Below are 293 nucleotides of genomic sequence, written 5' to 3'. Positions count from 1 at the left end.
CCTTCCTTTTCCCGTCTGCGTCTTTCCCATTTCGGATCTGTATAGGCACTGCCCGGTTCTCTGTCCTTTTCCTTTGCACAGACTGTCACCGGACCATGATTCTGCTTCACCGGATCAGGAGTTCTTACATAAATTGCATCCAGTTCCTCCTGTGTCAGTTCAATACTGGAATGCCGCCGCTTCGGAAGTGTGACTTCCGCAAGTCCTTCTTCTCCCGTCTGATCCAGTGTGCGTTCCATGTGCATATATTCTTCGACTTCATCCCAGTCCACGACAAATCCTGCACCATGGGC

At 50.9% G+C, this 293-nt stretch carries 1 protein-coding gene; it reads right to left on the bottom strand.

Features of this window, described 5'->3' with window-relative positions:
- Positions 1-272, bottom strand: a 272-nt coding sequence (locus PZH32_RS13440) for a hypothetical protein (RefSeq protein ID WP_275208755.1), incomplete at its 3' end; no start/stop codon positions are given.
- Positions 273-293: the final 21 nt, after the last annotated feature.

The sequence above is a fragment of the Adlercreutzia equolifaciens genome, assembly GCF_029076695.1.
Taxonomy (GTDB): Bacteria; Actinomycetota; Coriobacteriia; order Coriobacteriales; family Eggerthellaceae; genus Adlercreutzia; species Adlercreutzia equolifaciens_A.
Note: the sequence above shows the minus strand (reverse complement) of the source record. Positions and strands in the feature narration are given on the sequence as shown.